This window comes from Kordiimonas sp. UBA4487 (assembly GCF_002389025.1).
GTDB classification, from domain to species: Bacteria; Pseudomonadota; Alphaproteobacteria; order Sphingomonadales; family Kordiimonadaceae; genus Kordiimonas; species Kordiimonas lacus.
On record NZ_DGNR01000011.1, the window covers coordinates 762,918 to 785,549 of the forward strand.

15 protein-coding genes are annotated in these 22,632 nt (G+C 59.4%); 10 read left to right on the forward strand and 5 right to left on the reverse strand.

All coding sequences use genetic code 11. From position 1 onward, the window contains the following. The first annotated feature begins 109 nt into the window (after positions 1-109). The 5 genes from B3Z17_RS09220 (at position 110) to bla (ending at position 5,255) form a co-directional block, all read left to right on the forward strand. Positions 110-679 carry a hypothetical protein gene (locus tag B3Z17_RS09220; RefSeq protein WP_286829528.1) on the forward strand — a complete coding sequence of 190 codons (570 nt, stop codon included), beginning with the start codon at positions 110-112 and terminating at the stop codon, positions 677-679. 502 nt (positions 680-1,181) lie between these two features. Beyond that, positions 1,182-2,375, forward strand: coding sequence for an aspartate aminotransferase family protein (locus B3Z17_RS09225; protein ID WP_286829529.1), 1,194 nt, complete (start codon positions 1,182-1,184; stop codon positions 2,373-2,375). A gap of 35 nt (positions 2,376-2,410) precedes the next feature. Next, positions 2,411-3,349 carry an ornithine carbamoyltransferase gene (gene argF / locus B3Z17_RS09230; RefSeq protein ID WP_286829530.1) on the forward strand — a complete coding sequence of 313 codons (939 nt, stop codon included), beginning with the start codon at positions 2,411-2,413 and terminating at the stop codon, positions 3,347-3,349. A 63-nt stretch (positions 3,350-3,412) separates the two neighbouring features. Beyond that, positions 3,413-4,378 carry an Hsp33 family molecular chaperone HslO gene (locus B3Z17_RS09235; RefSeq protein ID WP_286829531.1) on the forward strand — a complete coding sequence of 322 codons (966 nt, stop codon included), beginning with the start codon at positions 3,413-3,415 and terminating at the stop codon, positions 4,376-4,378. 130 nt (positions 4,379-4,508) lie between these two features. Further along, entirely contained in the window at positions 4,509-5,255 is a 747-nt protein-coding gene (gene bla, locus B3Z17_RS09240) for a subclass B1 metallo-beta-lactamase (protein WP_286829532.1), read from the forward strand. A 7-nt stretch (positions 5,256-5,262) separates the two neighbouring features. Here bla and B3Z17_RS09245 read toward each other — a convergent pair whose 3' ends face one another. The 3 genes from B3Z17_RS09245 to B3Z17_RS09255 all read right to left on the reverse strand — a co-directional run bounded on the left by B3Z17_RS09245 (position 5,263) and on the right by B3Z17_RS09255 (position 10,113). Next, positions 5,263-6,732 carry a TrkH family potassium uptake protein gene (locus B3Z17_RS09245; RefSeq protein ID WP_286829533.1) on the reverse strand — a complete coding sequence of 490 codons (1,470 nt, stop codon included), beginning with the start codon at positions 6,730-6,732 and terminating at the stop codon, positions 5,263-5,265. Between the two features lie 158 nt (positions 6,733-6,890). Continuing rightward, positions 6,891-9,095 (reverse strand): TonB-dependent receptor, encoded by a 2,205-nt coding sequence (locus B3Z17_RS09250; protein WP_286829534.1) that lies wholly within the window; start codon positions 9,093-9,095, stop codon positions 6,891-6,893. A 139-nt stretch (positions 9,096-9,234) separates the two neighbouring features. Beyond that, positions 9,235-10,113, reverse strand: a complete 879-nt coding sequence (locus B3Z17_RS09255; RefSeq protein WP_286829535.1) for a LysR family transcriptional regulator — start codon at positions 10,111-10,113, stop codon at positions 9,235-9,237. A 130-nt stretch (positions 10,114-10,243) separates the two neighbouring features. Between B3Z17_RS09255 and B3Z17_RS09260 the strand changes: the two genes are divergently transcribed. Both B3Z17_RS09260 and B3Z17_RS09265 read left to right on the forward strand, forming a co-directional pair. Continuing rightward, positions 10,244-10,453, forward strand: coding sequence for a hypothetical protein (locus B3Z17_RS09260; RefSeq protein ID WP_068309130.1), 210 nt, complete (start codon positions 10,244-10,246; stop codon positions 10,451-10,453). Beyond that, complete coding sequence (locus tag B3Z17_RS09265) at positions 10,428-11,057, forward strand: 2OG-Fe(II) oxygenase (RefSeq protein WP_286829536.1); 630 nt, start codon at positions 10,428-10,430, stop codon at positions 11,055-11,057. Before B3Z17_RS09260 ends, B3Z17_RS09265 begins: the two co-directional genes overlap by 26 nt. A gap of 7 nt (positions 11,058-11,064) precedes the next feature. Here B3Z17_RS09265 and B3Z17_RS09270 read toward each other — a convergent pair whose 3' ends face one another. Together B3Z17_RS09270 and B3Z17_RS09275 are read right to left on the reverse strand one after the other, a co-directional pair. Continuing rightward, entirely contained in the window at positions 11,065-12,297 is a 1,233-nt protein-coding gene (locus B3Z17_RS09270) for a cation:proton antiporter (RefSeq protein WP_286829537.1), read from the reverse strand. Positions 12,298-12,399: 102 nt separating this feature from the next. Continuing rightward, on the reverse strand, positions 12,400-20,325 hold the full coding sequence (locus B3Z17_RS09275; RefSeq protein WP_286829538.1) for a DUF4347 domain-containing protein: 7,926 nt from the start codon (positions 20,323-20,325) through the stop codon (positions 12,400-12,402). Positions 20,326-20,806: 481 nt separating this feature from the next. On the opposite strand from B3Z17_RS09275, the gene B3Z17_RS09280 reads away from it, so the two are divergent. The 3 genes from B3Z17_RS09280 to B3Z17_RS09290 are packed head-to-tail and all read left to right on the forward strand — an operon-like array spanning position 20,807 to position 22,590. Beyond that, a complete protein-coding gene (locus B3Z17_RS09280; RefSeq protein ID WP_286829539.1) occupies positions 20,807-21,436 on the forward strand; it encodes a phage tail protein in 630 nt (209 codons plus the stop codon). A gap of 45 nt (positions 21,437-21,481) precedes the next feature. Then, positions 21,482-21,928: a DUF6916 family protein gene (locus B3Z17_RS09285; RefSeq protein ID WP_286829540.1), complete on the forward strand. Its 447-nt coding sequence runs from the start codon at positions 21,482-21,484 to the stop codon at positions 21,926-21,928. Positions 21,929-21,948: 20 nt separating this feature from the next. Continuing rightward, a complete protein-coding gene (locus tag B3Z17_RS09290; protein WP_286829541.1) occupies positions 21,949-22,590 on the forward strand; it encodes a phage tail protein in 642 nt (213 codons plus the stop codon). Positions 22,591-22,632 lie beyond the last annotated feature (42 nt).

The window sequence follows — 22,632 nt, forward strand, 5'->3', positions numbered from 1 at the left end:
TCCTGCAACGTTTTCCCATGCAGGAAACCCTTCCCGACCAGGGGAGCCGGCCAGTCCGGTTCCCCTTTTTTTATTGTATTGGTGTGGGGTAGGGGGTGTATTCAAAGAAATGTCCGATACCAAAAAAGGGGCTGTTGGCTACTGCGGATATGAGGAATGGGCAGCAAGGGGTTGGATGTTGCAGCAATCACAGAATGAAAAACTGGAATACGGGAAGCGAAAAGCCGGCGTGAAGCGCGCCGGGTTTGAGGCCAAAGAGCGGGAAATTTTCGTCGATGAAGATAAGCCGTCAACCACTGCACCGTGGCTTGAGTCATCAAAGCTGCTGCTCACCCTGTTGGGTAAGGCCATCAACCCGCTGAACTGGAAAAAAATATATCAGGCAATCTATTGGACCTGGCTCAAGACGACCAATCAGTATGAAAAATTGCTGGGGGTTTGGGATGCGAAATCGCCTGAAGAACCTTCCGTAAAAATATTCGTGTCGCTGCAGAAGGTAGATTGTTTGATCCAGCTTGGAAGGCATCCTGAAGCGATGAATTCCTTGAAAGGATTGGCCGCAGAAATCGATGCCTGTGAGAGCGACGATGCATGGAAGGAAGAGAAGCACCGAAAGGTGAAGTTCTACTGGAAAACAATTCAAGGCCTTGCCGCTCTGCCACATAAGGAAGCGGGTTGATGAGGCGCTTCACTGAATCAATTCCTACAAACACTTTTTGTAATTGGTGATTGAAAGAATTTTCAGTCAGCAACTTATCTCCCCTAATTCAACAGAACTTCCCGTATAGCCCAGTTTTTTTCGTGTTTCCTGCGGTGCGCTGCCATTGACTTGGCCGTGCCATGGGGGCATCCTTCGTGCCAATCAGGCCGGGGCGCGGGGGCACTCCGGCTAATAGCATTTAAATGATCGAGAAAAAGTCCTTCGGCGTTGCCTCAGTGTCCTTTTCCTCGGGGAATTAATGAAAAACTGGTCCTCGAAGCGGTTCATTGGCCCAGTTTTAAACGATTGCTCAGGCAATCCGGCAGTGCGGATTGCCAGGAAGAAATTTGACGGCAAGGCGAAGAGCCGCCTCAAGCCTTGTCGTCGCCGTATGGTAGCTGAAGGAAAGTACACTGAGCGCAAGCGAGGGACTTTTCTTCAATTGAACAGAGCCTCACAAGAGGCCGGATGGAGAGAAGACGTGATTAGCCCATTGATGCCTACATACGCCCGTATCCCTGTCGCTTTCGAGCGCGGCGAGGGCATGTATCTCTATGATACCGACGGCAAGAAATATCTGGATTTTTATTCCGGTATCGGCGTGATGTGCCTGGGACACAGCCACCCGACGCTGGTGAAAGCCATCCAGGACCAGGCGGCCAAGCTGTGGCACACGGCCAACACCTATGAAATCCCGCTGGGGACCAAGCTGGCGCAGCGCCTGTGCGACGCCTCGTTTGCCGACACCATGTTCTTCACCAACTCGGGCGCGGAAGCCATCGAATGCGCCATCAAGATGGTGCGCAAGTATCATTATGACAAAGGCAATGCGGGCAAATACCGCCTGGTGACCATGTCGAACGCTTTCCACGGCCGCACGCTGGCGGGCATCGCCGCCGCGGGCCAGGAAAAACTGACGAAGGGCTTCGAGCCCCTGCCGGACGGCTTTGACGTGGTGCCGTTTGGCGACATTGAAGCGGTGAAGGCGGCCATTGGCCCCGAGACCGGCGGCATCATGGTTGAGCCCGTGCAGGGCGAAGGCGGCATCCGCCCGCTCAGTAAAGACCAGATGCAGGCGCTCAGGGACCTGTGTGACGAAAACGGCCTCCTTTTGGTGCTGGATGAAATCCAGTGCGGCATGGGCCGGACCGGCAAGCTGTTTGCCCACGAATGGTCTGAGGTGAAGCCGGATATCGTCACGGCGGCCAAGGGCATCGGCGGCGGTTTCCCGCTGGGCGCATGCCTCGCGACCGAAGAAGCGGCCTCCGGCATGACCGTTGGCACCCACGGCAGCACCTATGGCGGCAACCCGCTGGCGATGGCTGTCGGCAACGCGGTGCTGGACGAAATGCTGGCGCCCGGCTTCCTTGAGCGCGTGCGCGACATGGGCGACAAGCTGCAGGCCCGCCTGGGCGCACTGCAGCAGCGCCACGGTGATTTTATTTCTGAAGTGCGCGGCATGGGCCTGATGGCCGGTATCCGCCTGCCGGAAGTCCCAACCCGTAATGCGGTGGTGGACATGATCGGCCGCGGCATGCTGCCGGCTGTGGCGGGCGACATGGTCATGCGCATGCTGCCGCCGCTGATCATTGAAGACGAACATCTGGACGAGGCCATGGACAATCTGGACGCGGCCATGAACGACTGGCGGAAAAACGGCATTCCCGGCAAATAGCCGCCAGCAAACTTGTGTGAAGAGGAAAAGGTGAGATGACGAAGACACCCAACAGCCATTTTATTGACCTGAAGGATATCCCTGCAGAAACCCTGCGGCACATCCTGGACACGGCCAAGGAATGGAAAGAGGCGCGACGTCATCTCCCCAAAGGTGCTGTGGACGAAGGCGCGCCGCTCGCCGGCCACGCGCTCGCCATGATTTTTGAGAAATCCTCCACCCGCACGCGCATCAGTTTCGAGATGGCGATGCACCAGCTGGGCGGCAAGGCCGTCGTGTTGCAGGGCGGCAGTATGCAGCTGGGGCGCGGCGAAACCATCGGCGACACCGCCCGGGTGGTAAGCCGCTATGTGGACGCCATCATGATCCGCGCCAACACGCACGAAGCTGTGCAAGAACTGGCAGAAGAGGGCGATGTGCCGGTGATCAACGCGCTCACAGACCGCTCGCACCCATGCCAGATCATGGCCGATATCATGACCATCGAGGAACACCTGGGCCCGATCAAGGGCAAGAAGCTGGCGTGGGTCGGCGACGGCAACAATGTGGCCACGTCGCTCATTGAAGCGGCGGTGAAGTTCGACTTCACGCTGATGCTGGGCTGCCCGGAAAACTTTGCGCCCTATGACGACGTGCTCGAATGGGCTGAACAGCAGGGCGGCGATGTGCATGTGGTCACCGACGCCGAGGCCGCCGTGTGGGACGCCGACGCCGTGTTTACAGACACCTGGGTGTCGATGGGCGATGACCGTACCGGCAGCCGCGTGCGCGCGCTGGAGCCCTTCCAGGTCAACCGGGCGCTGATGGAAAAGGCGGCCGACGAGGCCGTGTTTTTGCACTGCCTGCCCGCGCACCGCGGCGAAGAGGTCACCAACAATGTGATGGATGGCCCCCAGAGCGTGGTGTGGGACGAGGCGGAAAACCGCCTGCACGCCCAGAAGGCAATCCTTGCTTGGTGCCTCGGAAAGATATAAAAGCGCCCCGAACGGGCCCCTTGGGGCCCAAAGGCCTTTTAGTTGAGTATGGAAAGCGTTCCCATGAACGACACCCCGATTGTTGTCAAAGACCCGGCAGGCAGCCGGGACAATGAAATCCGCCCCTTTGCCATTGAAGGCATGGATGTGCGCGGCCGCGCCGTGCGGCTGGGCACGGTGGTGGACCAGATCCTGAAGGCACACGACTATCCCGAGCCTGTGGCGAAGATTTTGGGCGAGATGCTCACGCTCACCGCCATGCTGGGGTCCATGCTCAAATTCAACGGTATCGTGACGATCCAGACCAAATCCGGCGGTCCGGTGCCGATGATGGTGGCGGACTATGAGCTTCGGGATGACGGCGTCGGTCGCCTGCGCGGCTATGCGGACATCAACGCCGAGGTCATGGCCCAGTACGGCAAGAACCCCAGCTTCCACGGCCTGATCGGCTCCAAGAACGGCTATCTGGCGCTCACCATCGACCAGGGCGACGACATGGAGCGCTATCAGGGCATCGTTGAGCTGAAGGGCGAGACGCTTTCGGAAGTGGCGCGCAATTATTTTGAAAACAGCGAACAGACGCCCACGGAAATCCGCCTCAGGTGCGACCATGACCCGGTGACCAACCATTGGCGCGCCGGCGGCATCATGGTGCAGCATCTGGCACGCGGCGAGTCGGGACGCGAGCGTATCCTTGAGCGCAACACAGAGGAAGAGTGGAACCGCGCCAGCGTGCTGATGCACAGCGTCAAGACCGAAGAGCTTCTCGACCCGCAGCTGACGCTTGACCAGCTGCTGTACCGCCTGTTCAACGAGGACGGCGTGCGCGTGTTCGACAGCGTGGCGCTGGTTCACGCCTGCCGCTGCAGCCGCGACCGCTTGCTTACCGTGATCAGCCAGTTCTCGGACGACGATGTGGATCACATGACGGTGGACGGCAAGATCAGCGTCAATTGCCAGTTCTGCAACTCCACCTACGATTTCACGCCCGATGAGGCGCGCGCGGCGGCCGAGGAAGCCAAGGCCTGAGGCAGGCAATGACTTCAGAAATCTCGAAACAGGCGTGCCGCCATGGCGCGCCTTTTTTGTTTCTCCATCTTTTTGCCCTCATTGGGTGGCACAAGGGGTCGGTGTGGACGTTAATTTCAGGGAGGTCTTTGTGCGTGCACTGCTGATGTTTCTGGTTCTTCTTTTTGCTGTTTCGGGCGCCCATGCGGACGGCACGCCGGACGACGATAGCGTGCGCATCCGGCCGCTGACAAACGGTGTGTGGCTGCATGTCTCAAGCCACACGTTCGAGGACGGTTCGCGCTATACCTCCAACGGGCTGATCGTGCGCGAACGCGGGCACCTGGTGCTGGTTGACAGCGCCTGGGGCGACGCGGCCACAGCCACCCTTCTGGATGAAATCGAAGCCGCCATCGGCCTCAAGGTCACCATGGCAGTGGCCACCCACTCCCACGCGGACCGTGCGGCAGGCGCTGCAGTGATGCGCGAACGCGGCATCCGTTTCTATGCCTCTCCGAAAACCCGCCAGTTGATGATCGCCCGCGGTGAGATCCCGCCGGAATATGAATTGGATATCGCGGCAGAGGCCGGCGCGACAACCACCCTCGGGCCGCTGGAGATCATGTATCCCGGCGCGGCCCACACCACCGATAATCTCATGGTATGGCTGAAGCAGCAGAAGCTTTTGTTCGGCGGCTGCGCGGTACGTGAAGCTTCAGCCCGGGGCATCGGCTATTATAAGGAAGGTGATCCGGCGGGTTGGGGTAATGCCATGGCGCTTGCAAAGGACCGTTACGGAAACGTAATAATTGTTGTTCCCGGCCACGGCGCGGTAGGTGACGCCAGCCTGCTGGACCATACAGCGGCCCTGGTATCGGACCATCTGGCAGACCAATAAGGCGCGCCTAGTCCCGCCAGAAGTGCGGGTCAAACAGCATGATCAGGGTGAAAATCTCCAGCCGCCCCAGAATCATGGCGAATGAGAGTAGCCATTTGGCGGCGTCGGGCAGGCTTTTAAAATTGCCCGAGGGGCCAATGATCTCGCCGAAGCCGGGGCCCACATTGGTGATGGCCGTGGTGGCCGCCGACAATGCTGTGGCAAAATCGATATCCATCATCGCCAGCATGAGGGTGACGATGGCGATCGAGGCAAAGAAGGCCGCGAGGAACGCCAACACCGACAGGGGCAGGTCTGTGGGCATGCGCGCGCCGTGATAGTTCAGGATCACCACCCGGTTGGGGCTGTTGAGCCTGAGGAGCTGTTCCCGAAGCGTGATCCACAGCACCTGGAAGCGGTATATCTTGATCGCGCCGGAGGTGGAGCCCGCGCAGCCGCCCGCGAATGTCAGCAGGAAAAAGCCCGCCACAGCGCCCGTGCCCCACAGCGTATAGTCCTCAGACGCAAACCCTGTGGTGGTGACGATGGAGACAATATTGAAAGCCGCCGCGGTCAAGGCTTCGAAGAAGTCCCAGCCCCTGTCCGCCATCAGCATGATGGTGGCGCCCAAAATCCCCACAGCCAGGAACTTCAGGAAGGCGTTGATCTGCGGATCGCTGGCGAAGGCGTGCTTGCGGCCCCGGGCGAATTTGATGAAGGCGATAAAGGGAATGCTGCCGGCAATCATGAACAGGATGCCAACCCACTGGCTGGCCATGCCGAAGTGGCCGAAGGAATCGTCATGTGTGCTGAAGCCGCCGGTCGCGACCGTTGCCAAGGCATGGTTGACCGCGTCAAAGAAGCTCATGCCGGTCAGCAGGTATCCCAGTGTGCAGGCTACTGTCAGGGCCACATAGACACCGGTGATCCATTTCACCAGTTCGGTGGATTTGGGGATGATTTTTTCAGACTTGTCGCTGCTTTCGGTGCGGAACAGCTGCATCCCGCCGATGCGCAGGAACGGCAGCATGATGATGGCCATCACCACAATGCCAATGCCGCCGATCCAGTTCAGGAGCGACCGCCACAGCAGAATGCCGGGCAGCACGGTGTCCAGGTTGGAGATGACGGTGGAGCCGGTTGTCGTGATGCCCGATACGGTCTCGAACACCGCGTCGGTATAGCTGAGGTCGGCGTCATGCGGCAGGCCCATGCCAATGAGCGGCAGCGCCGCAAACACCGGCAGCACCAGCCAGGTGGCGGCGGTCAGCAGGAAGGCCTGCTTGATGTCCAGGCTGAAGGGCGCGTTGTCGCGCGTGGCCAGCACCAGCGCCAGGCCCATGAAGCCGGTGAAGGCAGCAGAAAAAAGAAATTCGTAAGGGGTGGAGCCCGCCATCTTGGCTTCCACCACGGCAGGGACCATCATGAAGACGGCCAGCGCCACCAGAAGGAGCCCAATAACCTGGACGATTGGGCGAGCGTCGATGCGGAAAGTCATGGTCTTGGTTGCCCTTGGCGGCTCAGGCGGGGCACAGGTCCCTTACAAGCCGTTCCGCAGGCTTCTTCCTTTGCTTGTCTGGCTGATCTTATTCATCAGGCCGTATCCTGCCGGACGCTAGAAACACCGGGCCCCCAAGTCAAGCTTCTCGCGCGCGCCTAAAACTCATACGTCAGTTCAACACCGTAGCTTCGCGGCACGGTCTGCGCTTCCACGATGGTGCCGAAAAAGTCCCTGAGGCTGGCGGCGGTGCCGCCGTCGCCAAAGCCGTTCTGCAGCCAAAAGGCAGCCGTCCAGCCGTCAGCCGGGCTGCCGACTCCCAGTTTGGCATTGAGCTGCGACCGGCTTGATATCTGCCCGAATGGCACGCTGCCACCACCCAGCAAGGGTTGCTCGGTGATATTGTCGGGCGTGACGAAATAGCTGTCGGCGAAGGAAGCGTTCAGATTGATAAAGCCCATGAGGCTGTCGCTGATCGGGCGCTCGTACGCCAGGGCGATGCTGGCCTCCACATCAGGGGCCTCAAGCTTGTTGCCGGACACGTCCGTCGCCCCCACGCCGCCATCGACGAACTGGCGGTATTTTGCGTCCAGCAGCGCCAGCGATGTGGTGAGAGAAAGGCCGTCGGTGGGCCGGGCGGTCAGCTCAAGTTCCAGGCCCTTGGTGCGCACCTTGGCAGCGTTTGAGATCACGATGATTGTGCTGCCGCCGCCCTGGTCCAGGAACTGGTTCACCTGGAAGTTCGTATAGTCCACCCAGAAGGCAGTGGCGCTGAACCAGGCCATGCCGTCCCACAGGCTGCCCTTGATGCCGGCTTCATAGCTGCGGGCGCTCTCTTTTTCGAACTCCAGCTGGTCCGGGAAAATGGCGGCGCTGACATAGTCCAGGTTATAGCCGCCGCTCTTGAAGCCCTCACCATACCGCAGGAACGCGGTGATGGCGTCGGTTGGCGCGTAGCTGAGGCTGAACGTGGGGGAGACGTCTGTGTCATGGCGGCTGTCCTTGAGCGTGCCGGTGGCCAGCTGGAATGCCGGCGCGCCGGTTGTGTCGACGCTCCAGTCCACGCTTTTCCCGTCACGCGACCACCTGAGCCCGGCTGACAGGGTAAGCGCGTCGCTGAGGCGGTAATCAAAGCTGGCATAAAGCCCCCAGGCTTCCGTGTCCACACGGCCGACACTGGTCATGTCCGCGCCTTCAGCAGCCCCCAGAATGAAGGCCGCAGCGCCGCCAATGGCGTGCCGGTCGGTCTCGCCTTTCTGGTCCAGATAGGTGACCCCGAGCACATAGCCCAACCGGTTGCCGTCGTCCGGCGACGTCAGCCTGAGTTCCTGGGAAAAGTGGCCATAGTCTTCGGCGTAATCCACATAGAGGATATCGATACTCGTATAGTCGGTATCATAGTGATGCGCGGCGTCGGTGGCCCTCAGTCCCGTCAGGGACTTGAGCTCCATGCCGCCTTCAAAGGTCCAGGCCATGCTGAGGCCGGCGCCCTTGGTGATCACTTTCTGGGTTGGCGCGACGTTGAAATCCACTTCGAACGGGGCAGGTGCCACTGTGTCGGGGAAGATGCCGAAGGTGTCCGAATTGGGGTCGCCTACCAGCATGGCTTCGTCGATTTCATTACGGTCCAGGCTCAGGTGTGCCTCAAACCGGTCGCTGGGGCGATAGAGCATCTGGGCGCGCAGGCTGTTGCGGTTACGGTTGTCGATTTTCGAACCGTCAAAGAGGTTGGTGGTCAGGCCGTCGCGCTTATGGAGGCTGCCGGAGAGGCTGGCGAACAGTGTGTCCGACAGCGGTATATTGAGGCTGCCCTCAAGGGTGCGGGTGTCGAACCGGCCATAGCGTGCCAGCGCTCTGCCTGACACCTCTGGCCCAGGTTTGGCGCTGATCAGGGTCACGGCGCCCGCGATGGCGTTGCGGCCAAAAAACGTGCCTTGCGGCCCGCGCATCACTTCCACCTGCGCCACGTCCAGCAGTGACTGGTTCAAGCCGTAAGACGGCCCCAGATAGATGCCGTCCAGATAGAGGCCCACGCGTTCGTCAAAGCCGATGTTGCGGCTGTAGGTGCCCACGCCGCGCAGCGACACAGTGTTATTGTAGGCAAACTGGGCGGCGGTCCTGAGGTTGGGCACAGCCAGTTCCAGGTCTTCCAGGGATGTTAGGGTCCAGTCTTCAATGGTGGCTGCACCCACCACACTGATGGATACGGGCGTGTCTGTCAGTGTCTGTTCCCGCTTGCGCGCATGTACCATGATCTCTTCAACCGGGCCTTCCACTTCCATACCTGTGGCCGGGGCCGACAGGGCAGGAACCAGAGCTGAGCCAAGCAGCATTGGCAGATAGGTGCGGCGGATACGTGGCACGGCAATGACCCCTAGCGTGAGAACTACCCCTCATTTAGGGCGGTTCACTATAGGAAAAAGCCCCTAAGGCCGCAAACTTTATACATATTATCCGGGAATGGGAGGAAATGTCTGGTTGAGTGGGCTGTGGCTGTTGTCGCTATGCAGTGCCCGCGCTAACGCCGCTGTTTTCGGCCGCGATCTGCCTTAGGCCGCTCAACACGGTGCCGATCAGGGCGCTGTCATGGTCTTCCGGGAAGGCGGCATAGACCGGATAGGTGAAGGTAGGGGCGTCAGGTACACGCATCAGGCTGCCAGCCGCGATATAGGGGGCCGCAATGCGCATGGGAAAATAGCCTGCTGCCGCATTGTTCAGGAGGAACGAGATCCCCAGTGATCCCACATTCAAATTCAGGTGCGGTGTGACGGCATCGGGAAAATTGAGCGCATGGTCGGCTTCAAACTCGGGCCCCCAATCTACATAGACATATTCGGCCTCGCCCAACCCGCCCGGGTCATCGGGCCTATTGCTGCTGACCAGCACCAGCTGTTCTTCGAAAATCTGGCGGATTTCCGTGCCCGGGCGCGCTTCGGGCCGGTAGAGCACCACAAGGTCAAGCGTGTCGTCCACCAGTTGCTGCATAAGCTGGCTGGAGGAAGCGATCATCTGGGCGCGGATGGCAACCTCAGAAGCGTTCTGGCGCATCCAGGGCAGCCAGTGCAGCAGGAAACCGTCCCACAGGCTGGGCTGGCCGCCGATGGTCAGCAGCTTCTGTTGGCCTTCCGGGAGCGCGAGCGACAGTTTCGCCTGGTCCCACTGGCGCTGGATGGCGCGGGCATGACGGGCGAAGGCAAGGCCCGCGCGCGTGGGCACGGCGCCCGTTTTGTTGCGGGTGAACAGTTCCTGCCCCAGCATTTGCTCCAGCGCCTTGATGCGGCTGCTGACAGTCGACTGGGCCACATTCACCCGGTCAGCGGCGCCCAGGAAGGTGCCGGTTTCCAGAACCGCCAGGAAGGTTCGCGCCTGGGTGATGTCCATGGGTTTCTCCATGTATCGAATTATTCGATATCAACTATCTGATTTATCCGCTTTTCAAATGAAAAGAGCAAGCGCAGAACGACAAATATGAGTGTCCTTTCCGGGGAATAGCCCCATCGGGAGAACGGAAATGAGTCGGTCTGGATTTTTTGATGACGAACTGGGGCTGGACGACGATCCCAGCTACAGCGATCAGTATGACGACGAATGGCCCATCGATGAAGCAACGCTCAAAGCTGCGCTGCAGCGGGGACGCACGATGAGCCAGATTGCCCAGAAATATGATGTCAGTGTGGGCGAAGTTGCCGACCTGATTGACATGTACGACCTGGACCATTGAAGCCATGACACCCCGCGGCGATATCGGCCTTGCGCCCCCTCTTGCTGCCAGAGAAACGGTTGTTACCCTGCCGGACTTCCTGAGCGCGGAGGAATGCGCGCGCCTGACCGCTTTCGGGGAATCCGAAGGCATGGCGCCGGGTCGCCTGACCGGTGGGGTCATGGTTTCCGGCATCCGGTCCGCCAGCACCCTGTGGCTCGATGATGACACACTCCTCTGGTTCACCGACCGTATGATCGAAGGCCTGGCGCTCCTCAACCGGCGCTGGTTCGATTTCGCCCTGATGGGCTTCGATGAAGGCTTCCAGCTGCTGCGCTATGACGGGGCGGCAGAAAGCGGCGATTTCTATGACTGGCATATCGATATCGGCCGCAAGGGCCTGAACGCCAGTCGCAAGCTCAGCCTTGTGCTGCAGCTTTCAGACCCCGCTGACTATGAAGGCGGCACGCTTGAGGTGAATGCGGACGGCACACCGGCGGCGCAACCGCTTGCGCGCGGGTCCCTGACGGCCTTCCCGAGCTATGTGCTGCACCGGGTCGCACCTGTAACCAGTGGGCGGCGCTATTCCCTTGCCGCCTGGGCGCACGGCCCGGCCTTCCGCTGAGGTTCTTTCAGCCGTCAGGTTGCTTGTTTTTCAGGATCAATTGTAGCAAGAGGGGCGTCAGCGCGGTGGTCAGCACGCTGACCAGCACCAGCGCCGACAACAGCGGCCCGCCTGCCGGGTTTTCCCCGGTTCCGTTAAAGACCCCAGCGTCAACGGCAATGCCCACCACCACAAGCCCAACCACCCCGCGCGCGGCCATGCCTGTGCCGATGGTCAGCGCATCCCGGACACCAAAGCCCAGTGCCAGCGCCGGCAGCCCGGCACCGGCAATTTTGCTGAGAAGCGCGAAGGCCAGCAGACCGGCGAGAATCCACGGCATGTCGGCCGCCGCGCCGATATCCACATAAAGGCCCATGGACAGGAAAAACAGCGGCCCCAGCACGCCCTGCACCATTGTGGTCACCAGGGCCATGATCTCGGTATAGCTGCGGGCGCCAACACGGTATTTTTCAAAATACAGACCGGCCATAAAGGCCCCGACAACCCAGTGCAGGGACATGGCCTCCGCCAGCCAGCCATAGCCGAGTGCGGCAGTCACCAGCGCGCTGAACTCAATGGCCGACGCCTTCAGGAGCTTCAGGCCTTTCTGCACCCGGGGATAGACATGCACCCCAAGTAGCACCGTGACCGCGAAAAAGGCTGCAACCTTCAGCGCCATCACCCCAAGGTCCGCCAGACCCGGCAGGCCGCCGGTTTCGACAATGGCCAGCAGAAGCGCGATCAGCACCAGACCGATGATGTCATCGAACAGGGCGGCTGTGACGATCATCTCGCCGGCTGCCCCCCGGAGCATGTTGAAGTCTGTCAGCACCTTCACCACCACCGGCAGCGCCGTGATCGACAGCACCACGCCTGTCACAAGGGCCTGGCTGTCATGTTCCGGCCCGGCCGGCAGGAAAGTCCAGGCCAGCCAGGCGCCGCCCACCAGCGGTAGCAGGACGCCCCCTAGCGCAATCCAGAGGGCCTTGCCGGACGCCTGGGCAATCTCGCGCGGTTCCAGTTCGATCCCGGCCAGCAGGACGAGGAAAAAGACCGCGATATCGGCAGCCGCAGCGAGGGAATCATCCTTGATGATGGTCGGCAGGACAGGGAAGGTGTCTCCGAACTGGCTGGCTGCCAGCGCCACCAGCACACCTGCGGCCATTTCGCCCACGGACACCGGCAGGCGTGCGCGGTCGGCAAGGTGTCCGCCCAAGCGGGCCAACAGCAGAAACAGAAAAAGCGCGAGCATCATGTTCATGATGTCATCATGGCGGCAATTGCCCTTGAAGACCAGCCATCAAGAATGGGCGCCATAGGGAAAAGCCAGCGACATAAAGCCGCTGGCTGATGGATTGGTGGGCTAGAGCGTGAGGGTCATGCTGGCCAGGTCCCCGGTATCAAGGCCTATGAGGAACACACTCTGGCCGTTCCCCAGGTCGATCAGCAAGCCAGCCTGGCCGTTCTGCGTGGTATCACTGGCGGCCGCCTGTACGTCGGCCAGGGCGTCAAAGCCTGCGCCGCTATATTGCAGGTCCAGGCTGTCGTTCGCCAGCTCGAAGTCGCTGATGGTGTCGTTGCCCGAAGCGGCGCCGAAGATGAAGACATCCTCGCCCGATCCGCCCGACAGCACATCGTCGCCCGCGCCAGCCCACAGCGTATCATCGCCGGTGCCGCCCATGACAGTATCGCTGCCTTCGCCGTTATAGAGCATGTCGTCGCCCGTTCCGCCATCGACCGTGTCGTCGCCGAACCGGCCCCACAGGAGGTCGTCGTTGTCGCCGCCGTCCAGCTTGTCATTGCCGGCGCCGCCACCCAGGCTGTCGAACCCGCCACTGCCCATGACCGTGTCGTCGCCCAGGTCGCCAAGGCCGGCATAGACCAGGTCATTGCCCAGACCGCCATCGACGGTATCATTGCCGCCGCCGCCTTTGAGGAAGTCGTCATCATTACCGCCGCCGATGTCGTCGTTGCCGTCGCCGCCGTCGATGGTGTCCTTGCCGCCGCCGGTTCTGATGCGGTTGTTGCCGCTGCCCGACTGCACATAGTCGTCGTTGTCGGTGCCGTCGATGGTATCATCGTTACTGCCACCGTTGATGATTTCATTGACGTCGATCACGGTGATGGTGAAATCGTCGCTGTCGCTTGCGCCGTCATCATCGGTTGCCGTCAGTGTGACGGTGACAGTCGGCTCGGTTTCGAAATCAAGGATCTGGCCGGCTTTCAGCTTCAGCTGATTGTTGCTGTCGATGGTAAAGCGATTGTCGCTGACCGTATAGGTCAGGCTGCTGTCATCCACATCGCTGGCGCTGACAGTGCCCACAACTGCACCCGGCACAACTTCCTGCACGCTGCTGTTGCTCAGGCTGACGTTGGTGGGCGCATCGTTGCGCGCCGAGATGGAGATATTCATCGTAGCTGTGCTGGTGGCAAAGCCGGTGCCGTCATTGACGCTGTAGGTGAAGCTGGTTGACCCCGACTGATTTGACGGTGGGGTGAAGGTCAGGTTGCCGATATCGCCGACAGCAATCACGTCGCCTGCGGTCACATTCACGCCCGAGAGCTTCAGTGTGCCAGTGCTTGGCAGCGTGTCGATACGGACGCTCTGCAGCGTGTCGCCGGTATCCACGTCGCTGAAGTTGAAGTTGCTGGATGCGAAGGTCTTGTTGCTGTCCTCAGCGGTGGAAATCGATCCGCCGCTGCTGGTTGGCAGGTCATTCACGCCGGTGACATCCACATTGACTGTGGCGATCGCCACATCGCCCGACCCGTCGCCATCATTGGCAGTGACGGTGATGGTAGCAGCGTCATCCGTGTCCGCGTTGGCGGCGCTGGTATACTGAATGTTTGATGCGGTATCGAGATAGGTATCGATATCGTCTGCGTCGCCCGCCAGTGTGATGGTGGTGCTGTTGGCCAGGGTTGCCGTGACGCCCACGCCTGCACCATCGGCCGGTGTGCTGAAGGTGCCATCGCTGAGGGTCAATGTCACGGTGATGCTGGCACTGTCCACGTCGCCGAAGTCGGCGGCCGACAGGTCCACATCGCTTGCTGTGTCTTCCGTGACTGTCACATCCGTTGGCAGGCTTGCGCCTGTCGGATCATCGTTCACGGCCGTGATGTCGATATTGACCGTGCCCATCGCCACATCGCCAGAGCCGTCGCCATCGTTTGCTGTCACGGTGATGGTGGCGGCATTGTCGCCGTTGGTGTCTGCGCTGCCGGTATATTGAATGTTCGACGCGGTATCGAGATAGGTATCGATGTCGTCCGGTGCGCCCACCAACGTGATCACCGTGCTGCTGACCAGCGTTTCGGTGACACCCGAGCCCACGCCTGCGCCGTCTGCCGGCGAGCTGAAAGTGCCGTCATCAAGGGTCAGGGTGACGGTGATCGTGGCGCTGTCCACATCGCCGAAGTTGGCGGCTGACAGGTCAACATTACTGGCCGTGTCTTCTGTGACCGTCACATCCGTTGGCAGGCTGGCGACTGTTGGGTCGTCGTTCACGGCGGTGATGTCAATATTGACGGTGCCGACAGCTACGTCGCCCGACCCGTCACCGTCATTGACAGTAACGGTGATGGTGGCCGCGTCACCACCGTTGGTGTTCGAAGACCCGGTATACTGGATGTTCGACGCGGTATCGAGATAGGTATCGATATCGTCCGCGTCGCCTTCGAGCGTGATTTCCGTGCTGCTGACCAGCGTTTCGTTGACGCCGACACCTGCGCCGTCGGCTGGGGTCGAGAAGGTGCCGTCATCGATGGTCAGTGTCACGGTAACGCTGGCGCTGTCCGGGTCCGTGAAATCGGCTGCCGAAAGGTCAACATCGCTTGCTGTGTCTTCCGTGACAGTGACATCTGTTGGCAGGCTGGCGCCTGATGCGGCGTCATTGACCGGATCAACATTGATCGTGATGTCTGCCGAGCTGGAAGCCGGGTTGGTATCCGAATCGGTGATTGTCACGCGAACGACACGGTCGCCGTCTGTCGGATTGTCGCCACCTTCATTGTCATACTGGATCGCCTGCAACAGTTCCTGCACACGGGCCGGTGTGGCATCAGTGTTGAAGTTGATAACCAGGTCATTGCCCGCACTGATATTGTTACCCAGCGTACCCACAACCGTGCCGCTGACGGACACGTTCGAGCCCGCGGTGGTGCCTGCAAGGGATACCGTGCCGGAAGTGTCGAGCGTCAGCAGGTCTTCCGCGGCCTGACCGCCCGACTGGAAGGTGACTGTCATGTTGCCGCCGTCGAAATTGCTCGAATCCGCATCTGTCAGCGTTGCATTGCTGCTGACATCAATCAGCGTTGCGCTGTCACCTTCTGTGAAGGTCAGGCTGTCGCCATCCAGATTGCCAATCGCTGGCGGGTTGCCCGTGACGCCGACAGTGAAGGTGGCGGCTGTATCTTCGTCACCACTGTTTGCGGTGCCGTCGCCGTCATTGAGTACCAGGGTGAAGGAACGGTCACCCAGGCCTGTCGCTGCCGAAAGTTCCAGATTCTGAATCAGGGTCTGGACGTTGGCGTTCGTGGCATTGGCTGAACTGAAGTTGATCGTCAGGGTATTGCCGCCCTGACCGTCATCGGTGGCGTCCACCGTGCCGACGGATAAGCTGCCGACCTGGATGGTTTCACCCGCCGAAATGGTGGCGTCGCCGCCGGATGTCACATTCGTGCCGTCGACCGACCAGTCACCATTTGTGGTGCCGGATAGTTGGCTGAGCGTGATAAATCCGCCGTTATAATCAGACGAATCCGCATTGGTGACGGTCACATCATTGAGGTCGGTGACATCCTGCGCGCCGTCGCCGGCCACAATCTCGCTGGCGGCATCACCGTTGAGGTTCGAGACCACAGGCGCGTCGTTGACCGCTGTGATGGAGACGGTTGAGCTGACGGCCAGTGCCGCCACATTGTCGTTATCGCCGGTGTTGGAGCCGCTGTCGGTGATGCTGGTCAGCGTGACCACACGGCTTGACCCGGTAGTCGGATCGTCACCGGTATGCCCATAGGTCAGGCCGTCAACCAGTGTCTGGGCCTCGACCTCGGTCAAGGTGCCGCCCGACAGGGTGATGGTGGCTGTGCCGCTGGAGAAGGCCACGCTGTAGCTCAGGCCGTTGGTCGCAGTGGTATTGCTGGAGGCCTGCGTGATATCGATCACGGACCCGTCGATCTCCATGAACTCCTCACCGGTATCGGAGACGTCGGTGACGGTTATGGTCATGCCCGTGATGGTCTGGCCGCTCTCAACCGTGTCTATCGTGACGCCGGAGAACAGATCCTGGTTCGAGCCGCCTTCGGTGAAGGTTGGATCTGCACCGGTGGCGGTCAGCGTGGGTTCGTCGTTCACTCCCGTGATCGACACGGTTGTCGAACCACTGTCGCTGTCCGTGCCGTCACTGAAAGTCCAGTCCATCTGGGCGCTGGAGGCCGGGTCGTCGCTGGTGTTCTGATAGGTGATGCGCTGCAGCACTTCGTCCACCAGCGCACCGGTGGCCGCTGTGCTGCCGGATGTGAAGTTGATGGTCAGCGTGCCGCTACTGTCGGTGAAGGTGGCGAAGGTTTGGCCGCCGGACTGCAGGTTGCCGCCCGACACGGTGAAGCTGGCGCCCGACGTGTCGAAGTCGAAATCGTCATTGCTGTCAGCGCCACCGTTTCTTGCGATGGTCAGGGACGCACCCGAATAGTCGCTGGCGTTGTCAAGCTCGAAATCTGAAATTGTGACGTCGCTGTCAAAGGTGACAACGCTACCACCTTCGGTGAAGGACGGCGCGCCATCGAGGCCCGAGAAGGTCGGCGCATCATTGACCGCATTTACGGTAATATATGCCTGCTCAATTGCAGTTGAAAAAGCTGTTGAACCACCAGATGTACTAGAACTTACAATATCACCAGCTGTTCCGGTACTTTGGTCCCAAGCTCGGTATCTAATATTCGGTGACGTGCCGTACCAATTCTCACCAGGTACATACCTGATCAGGTCTGTTGGTCCTAGCAAAAGAACATTATCAGCGGCTGTTCCTATACCCGTGATTTCAGACCATGTTGTACCACTGTCCAGAGAATATTGCCAAACGCCGTTCGTGTCGGCTCCAACGTCGGTTGAAATGACAGCGATAGCCTCAACAGCGGAGCCATCCGCGTCAGTAATCGACCCATCCACAACAAGGCTGGCCACTGTGGTGCCGCCGTTGTTGGTGTTGTCGGTGGCGTCATCGTCGCCGTCGGCGCCGGAGCCGTCATCGTCGCCTGCATCCTCGTCAATCGCTGTCAGGGTTGGCGACTCGGTGTTATCCAGCACCGGCGCATCATTGACCGCCGTGATGTCCACATTGACGGTGCCCAGGTCCACGTTGCCGGAGCCGTCGCCGTCATTTGCCCGCACAGTGATGGTGGTTGCGTCATTGCCGCTGGCGTCAGACGCGCCGGTATATTGCACGTTCGAGGCGGTATCCAGGAAGGTGTTGATGTTGGTGAAGGTGCCGGAAAGCGACAGCGTTCCCGTGCCCGACCCACCAACGGTCACGCTGCCACCCGACGTGGCCGTCATGGTGCCGGCGCCGGCGATCAGATAAACCGTGACTGTGCCTGCACTGTCCACATCTGCGAAGGCGCTGGCGGACAGGTCGAGGTCGCTGGCTGTATCTTCTGTGACCGTTACGTCGGTTGCGAGCCCCGAAATGGTCGGATCGTCATTGACGGCTGTGATGTCCACATTGACAGTGCCAAGCGATACATCGCCCGATCCGTCGCCATCATTGGCTGTTACCGTGATGGTGGCAGCGTCGTTGCCGCTCGTGTTCGACGCGCCGGTATACTGAATGTTCGACGCGGTATCGAGATAGGTGTCAATGTCGTCCGGGGCCCCCGCAAGGGTGATGGTGGTGCTGTTGACCAGTGTTGCCGTGACGCCTGCGCCCGCTCCTGCGCCGCTTGCCGGCGTACTGAAAGTACCGGCACTGGCGGTCAGGGTTACGGTGATGCTGCTGCTGTCCACGTCACCGAAATTGGCGGCAGACAGGTCCACGCTTGAGGCTGTGTCCTCAGTGACTGTCACATCGGCAGGCAGGCCCGAGAGGGTTGGGTCGTCATTGACCGCGGTGATATCCACATTGACGGTGCCCAGGTCCACATTGCCCGATCCGTCGCCGTCGTTTGCTCGCACAGTGAGGGTGGTGGCGTCATTACCGCTGGCGTCAGACGCGCCAGTATATTGAACGTTCGACGCGGTATCCAGGAAGGTGTTGATGTTGGTGAAGGTGCCGGAAAGCGACAGCGTTCCCGTGCCCGACCCGCCAACGGTCACGCTGCCGCCTGACGTGGCCGTCATGGTGCCGGCGCCGGCGATCAGATAAACCGTGACTGTGCCTGAGCTGTCTACGTCAGAGAAAGCGCTGGCTGACAGGTCGAGGTTGCTGGCTGTATCTTCTGTGACCGTTACGTCGCTGGCCAGGCCGGAAATTTCCGGATCATCATTAACGGCGGTGATATCAAGATTGACGGTGCCCAGATCCACATTGCCCGATCCGTCGCCGTCGTTCGCGCGCACCGTCAGGGTGGCGGCGTCATTGCCGTTGGCGTTGGACGCGCCGGTATAGGTCACGTTTGAGGCGGTGTCGAGGAAGGTGTTGATGTTGGCAATTGTGCCCGAAAGTGTCAGCGTGCCGCTGCCCGATCCGCTGACCGTAACACTGCCGCCCGACGTCGCGGCAAGGGTGCCGGCGCTGGCAATCAGATAGGTGGTAATGGTGCCCGTGCTGTCCACATCCGCAATAGCGCTCGCCGAGAGGTCGAGGTTCGAAGCGGTGTCTTCCGTGACCGTGACGTCAGCCGCCAGGCCCGAAATCGTCGGGTCGTCATTGACCGCCGTGATGTCGATATTGACGTCATTGTTGGCCGCGCTGTCCGTGCCATCGGTAACCGCGATCGTAAGTGTGGCTGCGTCGTTGCCATTGGCGTTCGATGCGCCGGTATACTGGATGTTTGACGCAGTATCGAGATAGCTATTGATGTCAGCAACGGCGCCCACAAGGGTGATGGTGGTGCTGTTGACCAGCGTTTCCGTGACGCCGGAACCGTCGACCGGAGTCGAGAAGGTGCCGCTGTCGACCTTCAGCGTGACCGTAAGGCTGTCACCGTCCGCATCGGCGAACGTAACGGCAGACAGGTCAACGCTCGATGCCGTATCTTCAGTAACTGTAATATCGGTTGGCGCGCCCGAGACCGTCGGCGTGTTGTTAGTTGGGATCGAGAAAACAATATTGTCGAGAACTGCATCAAAGCCGTTGGCGCCGCCATCACTTACGGTGATGGTGAAGCCTGTAATTCCTGTCCAGTCACCAGGATTGACCACATCGGTTGCGGCATTGTCAAAACTGCCGAAGGAAACATTGATCGTGCTTCCTCCGCCGATTGGCGTGTAGGTAAAAGTACCTGTCGCTGTGACCGAGGCATCTCCAAAGACGAATTGCGTAACATCGATGGCGGTATCGAATGTGACGGTGATCTGGGTGATAGTATCATTGCCACCGGACGCATTATATAGCGTTTGGCCCGTCAGGTTCTGGGTGTTGTAGGCGGCGCTGCCAATGGTGCCGCCACTATATTCTACAGTAACAGTGACGCCATCGACGGTTTCAGTTGCCTGGTTATCAGCCACTGCATCTGCGCCGGACGCTGTTCCCAACGTCAGGTTAGTATCAAAGTCAAACGTGGGTAAGGTGTGGGGATAAGCTTCTGTCGCGGCGGGCGAAAAGGGTGCCTTTACGCCAATGTTCCAGGTGCCACCTGTTGCGGCGTTGCCAACAAGCCGGTTGGTGGCGGCTACTGTTGATTGTGTCAGGTTGGCGATCTGGTCGACAAAGCGTGCACCCAAAGCTCCCGTGGCGACCGAACAGGCCCATAAGGCAATGTCGCCACCAGTCTTGGTGACATGCGCAAGGGCCATGGAAAAGGGGCTGGGTTTTTCGAGAAAATGGCTGTCGATCCGTTGCCCGGCCAGCATAATGGCGCCGGGTTCACCGTGTGACAGGATATGGACTGCATGGGTCGGGGACAGGGCTTCAAGCCTTTCCGCGACATCCGTCAGTTTGCCATCTTCCGCCTGCACCACCTGTGTGCCGGGGACAAGGCCTGCCAGCAGGATATCCGCGTCAGCAACCGTCGAATCGATAATCAAAACCGATGCACGCTGCATGCCTTCAGGGCATGATTTACCGGTTTCTGAACTGTTGCTGGAGAGACGAGTGATGGATGTGGTGGCGCCGTAGAAGCCGTCTACCATGGTATGATCCTATTGCTGAATATCTGACCAACCTGTCTCAGTCCCGCCCTGGCGCGGTTCCGGCAGCTTGCTCGAGTGTACTATGCCCCCAAATACACGTGCAGATTTTGCTAAAACAATCGCGACAATCGAAACTTCAAACAGTTCGCAGCTATTCATACGCACGTAGCAAAATAGTGGAGAATTACTTCACAAGAAACAATAATTTTCGACTTTTTGGCGATTCAATGGTTGTATTTTAGTTGTAAGTGGAGGGCGGTGGATGAGAGGAAGATGAATTTTCCCTCCGTAAAGTAAGGGTTTTAAGGGGTTTTACGATTTTTGTCAGGTCAGCTCATTCAACCACTGTTACGATTGTTCAAGTTTTCGTCAGCACTAATAGGTTGACGAATAACAATCTTAGGGTTTCAATCCCACTTCTTGTTATGCGTGTGTTTTCCGAGTTTTTTGCATCCATTCCAATAATTTTAGGGGAAATCCTATGGAAGGCTATCTTGGAGTCATCGAGGCTCTCGGCTTCAATTTTACACCGCGCAACTACGGCGCGTGTGCAGGCGGACTGCTCGCGATCAGTCAGTATTCAGCGCTGTTCTCGCTTTTGGGGACAGCCTTTGGTGGCGATGGTCGCTCCAGTTTTGGTCTGCCCGAACTGCGTGGCCGTGTCCCCATGGGCTTTGGCACGGGGCCGGGGCTTCCCCCTTACATCATGGGGCAAAAGGTGGGTGTTGAAAGCGTTACGCTGCAAAGCGCCCATCTCCCGGCACACACCCACACCCACTCGTACGCCGGCGGAGGCGGCGGCAGCTTGGCAGCACAGGTAGAAGTGGCTTCCAACAGCGGCGGCAAGAAGCAAGTGCCTGCTGACGGCGACTATATTGCGGGCCCTGGTAACTCCCTTGGTCAAGTGCAGGAAAGCCTATTCCTGTCACCCGCAGATGTAACGGCATCGGTGCCTATTGGCGGTGTCAGCATCTCAGGGGAGGGTGGTTTCGATTCGAGCGCGTTCGCTATCCACAACACCGGCCAGAACTATCCTTTCTCTATCATTCAACCGAGTACGGTGATCAACTTCGCCATCTGCATGCAGGGTATGTTCCCATCACGCAGCTAACCCCAAGGGACGGATTATCCAGCCCTTATAGAAGGAGGTTTAGCTATGCTGGACAAGGTAACATCAAAGAATTTTAAGGATATCATCGGGTCAAAAGTGACCCTGACGATCATGGACGGCCCTGACATTGACCTGACGGTTGAGGAAGTTCATGAGGTCAAGATCAAGAAGGACGATGAACGCCCCGCCGGGTGCCGTAAGAAACCCTTCACGGTGATCCTGAGCGGACCCGAGTCCTATCAGGCGCCTGACGGTTGTTACAACCTTGCGGTTGATAAGGTCGGCGTGCTTGAGGGCCTCTATGTGGACAACAAGGCTGACAACCCTGAAAGCGAGGATTTCAACACAGAGGCTATGAAGAAGGCCGCGGCGGCAGCCAAGAAAAAGGCGCCCGCCAAGGCCAAGAAAAAAGCCGATGATGTGACGGTCGTCGATACCGAGCAGGAAACTCAGCCCAGCCCTGTTGTGCTTTACGAAATCAATTTCGGATAACGGGCAGCAGGAGATTTATCATGTATGAACAATATATGGGCGTCATCAAGGCGCTTGGGTTTCAATTCACACCGGCAGAATGGGGCCGTTGCAATGGTGCCATAATCGATATTTCGCAGTTCACGGCGCTGTTTTCGCTTCTGGGCTGTCGGTTTGGCGGTGATTGCAGGACGACCTTTAACTTGCCTGACCTGAGGGGGCGTATCCCGATGGGGTGGGGGCAAGCTCCCGGGCTGACGCCAAGGGTAATGGGCACAATGCCTGGCTTGTACCAGGAAGTATTGTCGCTTTCAGAAATGCCAGCACACATGCATAGCTTCAGCTACTCGGGGGGCAGTGGCGCCGGTTCGGGTGTCAGTTTCAACATGCATGTGGCAACAAACAGCGGCGGCAAGAATGCAGTGCCAAACACTGGTGACTATGTCGCCGGGCCAGGCAATTCCTTTGGCCAGTTGCAGGGCAATCTGTTTATTGCGCCATCTGATGTTAAGGCAAAAGCAAAAATTGGTGGCGTTACTGTGGCTGGGGATGTGCAGTTCGACAACAGCCGTCTCAGTATTGCGAATACGCCGCAGGCGACCCGGGCTGTGACGATCCAGCAACCAGTGCAGGCTGTCCATTACAGCATTTGCATGTCTGGCATTTATCCGTCGCGCTCCTGAGCGGGCGATAGATATCGGGTGCCGCGTGCGCGCGGCGCCCCA